The following is a 4,506-nucleotide window of genomic DNA, read 5'->3' as shown; positions in this document are numbered from 1 at the left end:
ACCGTCTGGTCGCCCAGATCGGTGTGGACCGCATAGGCGAAGTCGATCGGGGTCGCGCCTTTGGGCAGCTGGATCAGCTCGCCCTTGGGCGTAAAGGCGAAGATTCGGTCCTGGTACATCGCCATGCGGGTATGCTCGAGCAGCTCCTCGGCGCTTCCCGCATGGTCGAGGATTTCGACCAGGTCGTTTATCCAGGGATGGTCCGAGGCCGCTTCGGCGACGCCTTCCTTGTAGGCCCAGTGGGCGGCCAGCCCCTTCTCGGCCTGGGCATGCATCTCCATGGTGCGGATCTGGATCTCGATCCGCATCTGCTCGTCATGGATGATGGTGGTGTGGATCGAGCGGTAGCCGTTGCGCTTCGGCGTCGAGATGAAGTCCTTGAAGCGTCCCGGCACGACCGGCCAGCGCTGGTGGATGAGGCCGAGCGTGCGGTAGCAATCCTCGACGCTGCCGACGATGCAGCGGAAGGCCATCACGTCCGAGAGCTGCTCGAAGCTGACGTGCCGCTCGGCCATCTTGCGCCAGATCGAATAGGGATGCTTCTCGCGCCCCTGCACCTCGGCCTCGATCCCGTTCGCCTCGAGATGCGCCTTGATGCCGCGGCCGATGCGCTGGATGAGGTCGCCGCCGCCGCCCTTGTGAAGCTGGGCGAGGCGCTTGGTGATCGATTCGTAGGCGTCGGGCTCCAGCTCCTTGAACGCGAGCGTCTGCATCTCGATCATGAACTCGTACATGCCGATCCGCTCGGCGAGCGGGGCGTAGATGTCCATCGTCTCGCGGGCGATCCGCCTGCGTTTTTCCCCATCCTTGATGTGGTGGAGCGTGCGCATATTGTGCAGCCGGTCGGCGAGCTTCACCAGCAGGACGCGAATGTCGTCCGACATGGCGAGCAGAAACTTGCGCAGATTTTCCGCCGCGCGCTGGCTCTCGCTCTGCGCCTCGATCTTGGAGAGCTTGGTGACCCCGTCGACCAGCCGGGCGACGTTCTTGCCGAAATGCTTCCGGATCTCCTCGGGCGTCGCGAGCGTATCCTCGATCGTGTCGTGGAGGATCGCGGTGACGATCGTCTCGTCGTCGAGGTGGAGGTCGGTGAGGATGCCGGCGACCTCGATCGGGTGGCTGTAATAGGGGTCGCCCGAGGCACGGGTCTGGGAGCCGTGCGCCTTCATCGAGAAGACATAGGCGCGGTTGATCAGCGCCTCGTCGGCGTCCGGGTCGTAGCCCTTGACCTTCTCGACCAGTTCATACTGCCTGAGCACGGCCCTTAGATGGGGTGCCGCCGCCATCCGATGCAACAGAAAAGGCGCGCGAACGCCGCGCTGGCATGTCTCCGGCTCGGGGGGTAGGATGAGGCGTGCTGGATATCGAGCGACATCGCGAGCTTCTGCGGCAATGCTCGATCGCCGCCGCCCTCGAGGCGGTGGGCGAGCGCTGGTCCTTCCTGATCCTGCGCGGTGCGTTCAACGGCCTCCATCATTTCGAGGAGTTCCAGTCGACGCTGCAGATCGCGCGCAACATCCTCTCCAACCGGCTCGGCCGGCTGGTCGAGCACGGCATATTGGCCCGCGAGCCCGATCCGGCGGACCGGCGCAAGATCGCCTATATGCTGACCGAAAAGGGGCGCGACCTGCTCCCGGTGCTGATCTCGCTCCGCCAATGGGGCGAGCGCTGGATCTCGGAAGCGCCGAGCAACCCGGTCCTGGTCGACCGCCAGAGCCGCCGCCCGATCGCGCCGATGACGGTGCGCGCGGCCGACGGCCGCGCGCTCGCTTTGGGCGAGATGGAGTGGGTGGACCGCTCCGCGCTCCCGCGCGAGAGCTAGCCCGAGACCTCAGCCCTCGTAGTCGGCGCCGCTAGTGGTGTTGCGCTGCGGCGCCGCCGCGGTGAGGCGGAGCGCCTCGGCCGACTGGGCGAGCGAGCCGACCTCGTCAGCGACGTCGTCCTCGTCGACCTGGACCTTCTGCAGGCCGCTGATCAACGCTTCCTGGAGATCCCTCGGCTTCACCGTCTGCTCGGCCACTTCGCGCAGCGCGACGACCGGATTTTTGTCGCGGTCGCGATCGATGGTGAGCTCGGCGCCGCCCGAAATCTGCCGCGCGCGCTGCGCGGAGAGGAGGACGAGCTCGAAGCGGTTCGGGACTTTGTCGACACAATCTTCGACGGTTACGCGCGCCATACGGCAGCTCCAATTCCTAAATTCAGGTCTGCGGGGAAGCCCGCGCCACTAGCAGCGAGGCGGCAAAAAGTCAACGAATAGGGATGAGCGTAGCGCCTCAGATCAATCTGCCAGGATGAAATGGCCCCGCCGTCCATAGGGGCGAACGGCGGGGCCGGGCATGGCCTCGAAGCTTGGTGTGTACCCCGCCGGAAATCCCGAATCAAGACAGCTTCTTGGTCCGTGCGGATTCGGAGCCGGGGACGGATCGTCGGCCTACGACGTGATACGGTAGGGGGGAGTTCCAATCGCCTCCGGCTAGCGAATAGGTTCGTCGCTTGCCATATTGGGAAACATGGCAGAGCAGCACCCCGAACGCCCCCGCAATCTGAATTGGCTAGCGACGATGATCGACAATATCGCGACGGGTGAGGAACGGACCCCTGCCAAAAGTGGGCCTTGCGGCAAGCACGCGGCGTGATCGCCCGATTTGCGTTCTGGTCCGCCATGACTTTCGCGGTGGTGATGGCGCTGCTGCCGAAGCCACCGCCGTTTCCTTACGAACCTTCCGACGCGATCCTGCACATTCTGGCTTTCGTCGTGCTGACGCTCTTAGGTGCAGCCGCCTATCCGAAAGCCCGCCTGCTTTGGCTGGGGACCGCGCTCTCCGGCGTCGGGGCGGCAATCGAGTTTGCTCAAATGATACCGACGCTCAATCGGGACGCCCAATTAAGCGATTGGCTAGCAGACACCGGTGCGGTCATTTCCATGCTGATAGTCATAGCGCTCATTCGTCATCTGCGGGGTCGATTTCAAACTGAGCCATCAGTGGAAGACAGGCAGAGGCCACACGGGTCAGGGTACGGTTTGCCACCCCACGAAACCGGTTTCACCGATGGTGTTGGACGCACCACCTAAGGACGCCCCTTCCTTTACGAGCCTTGAAGCTTCTCCCTCGCTAACGCCAAGGCGCACGGCAACGACCTTCAGCGTAAGGCCTTGTTGCTTAAGCTGCACTGCTCGCTTGATTTTATCCGATCGATTCGGGTTCATGGCGGTGCCCTAGCAACCCCCGAAGCGAGTGTGCAAGAGACAAGCACTCGGGCGTCACCGACTGCTCGGCGAGCTTGTTATAAAAGCCCGGCAGTGGCTAGCCCGAACTAAGTTCACGCTGCCGGGTCGTTGCTGGTCTTGCTAGACCCGCATCGGCATCAGTACGTAGAGCGCCGGCGCCTTGTCGTTCTCCCTGAGCAAGGTGGGCGCCGCAGCGTCGGCAAGGTGAACCTCGACCGTGTCGCCCTCGATCTGGCCCAATATGTCGAGCAGATAGCGGGCGTTGAAGCCGATCTCGAAGCTGTCCGCGCCATAATCGGCGGGGACCTCCTCGGCCGCAGTTCCGTTTTCGGGACTGGTCACCGAGAGCGTGATGCGGTCCCGGTCCAGCGTCATCTTGACCGCGCGGGTGCGCTCGCTGGCGATGGTCGAGACGCGGTCGACGCCCTCCTCGAAGCCACGCGGGTCGATCTTGAGCAGCTTGTCGTTCGCGGTCGGGATGACGCGGCTGTAATCGGGGAAGGTGCCGTCGATCAGCTTCGAGGTCAGCACCGCATTGCCGAGGCCGAAGCGGATCTTCGAATCGGACAGCGAGACCTGTACGGTGCCGTCGACCTCGTCGAGCAGCTTCCTGAGCTCGGCGACGCATTTGCGCGGAATGATCACCCCGGGCATGCCTTGCGCGCCCTCCGGCCGCGGCACGGTGACCCGGGCGAGCCGATGGCCGTCGGTCGCCGCCGCCTTCAGCACCGGCTGCGCCTCGTCCGAGACGTGCAGGTAGATGCCGTTGAGGTAATAGCGCGTCTCCTCGGTGGAGATGGCGAATTTGGTCTTGTCGATGATCTGGCGCAGGGTCGCGGCGGGGAGCTCGAACTGGGTCGGCAATTCCCCCTCGGCGATCACCGGAAAATCGTCGCGCGGCAGGGTCGACAGCGTGAAACGGGCGCGGCCGGCATTGACCTGCATCCGCCCCTCGGCGGCGATCAGCTCGACCTGGCTTCCTTCCGGCAGCTTGCGGACGATGTCGAACAGGGTGTGGGCCGGGACGGTGGTCGCCCCCGGCTCGGTGACATTGGCCTCGACCGTCTCGTTGATCTGGAGGTCGAGATCGGTCGCCATCAGACGGATGCCGCTCTCGACGTCCGCCTCGATCAGGACGTTCGAGAGGATCGGAATCGTGTTCCTGCGCTCCACCACGGAATGGACGTGACCCAGGCCCTTCAGCAACGTGGCCCGTTCGATCGTCGCCTTCATCGATTACCCCTGCTTTGCGGCATGTTCTGACTTGGATGAAGGGT

The 4,506-nt window shown here is 64.2% G+C and carries 5 protein-coding genes; 2 read left to right on the top strand and 3 right to left on the bottom strand.

Translation table 11 applies throughout. The annotated features are described in order from the left end of the window. On the bottom strand, nucleotides 1-1,259 hold a 1,259-nt coding region (locus ACT4N8_RS09170; protein WP_444857826.1), incomplete at its 3' end, for a RelA/SpoT family protein. A gap of 95 nt (nucleotides 1,260-1,354) precedes the next feature. Here ACT4N8_RS09170 and ACT4N8_RS09165 point away from each other — a divergent pair. After that, nucleotides 1,355-1,822, top strand: a complete 468-nt coding sequence (locus tag ACT4N8_RS09165) for a winged helix-turn-helix transcriptional regulator (protein ID WP_444857825.1) — start codon at nucleotides 1,355-1,357, stop codon at nucleotides 1,820-1,822. Nucleotides 1,823-1,831: 9 nt separating this feature from the next. On the opposite strand, the gene rpoZ is transcribed toward ACT4N8_RS09165, so the two are convergent. Further along, a complete protein-coding gene (gene rpoZ / locus ACT4N8_RS09160) occupies nucleotides 1,832-2,176 on the bottom strand; it encodes a DNA-directed RNA polymerase subunit omega (RefSeq protein ID WP_444857824.1) in 345 nt (114 codons plus the stop codon). 438 nt (nucleotides 2,177-2,614) lie between these two features. On the opposite strand from rpoZ, the gene ACT4N8_RS09155 reads away from it, so the two are divergent. Beyond that, nucleotides 2,615-3,073, top strand: coding sequence for a hypothetical protein (locus ACT4N8_RS09155; protein ID WP_444857823.1), 459 nt, complete (start codon nucleotides 2,615-2,617; stop codon nucleotides 3,071-3,073). Between the two features lie 276 nt (nucleotides 3,074-3,349). On the opposite strand, the gene dnaN is transcribed toward ACT4N8_RS09155, so the two are convergent. Next, entirely contained in the window at nucleotides 3,350-4,462 is a 1,113-nt protein-coding gene (dnaN, locus tag ACT4N8_RS09150) for a DNA polymerase III subunit beta (RefSeq protein WP_444857822.1), read from the bottom strand. Between the last annotated feature and the right edge of the window lie 44 nt (nucleotides 4,463-4,506).

Source organism: Sphingosinicella sp., assembly GCF_052387495.1.
Taxonomy (GTDB): domain Bacteria; phylum Pseudomonadota; class Alphaproteobacteria; order Sphingomonadales; family Sphingomonadaceae; genus Allosphingosinicella.
Note: the sequence above shows the minus strand (reverse complement) of the source record. Positions and strands in the feature narration are given on the sequence as shown.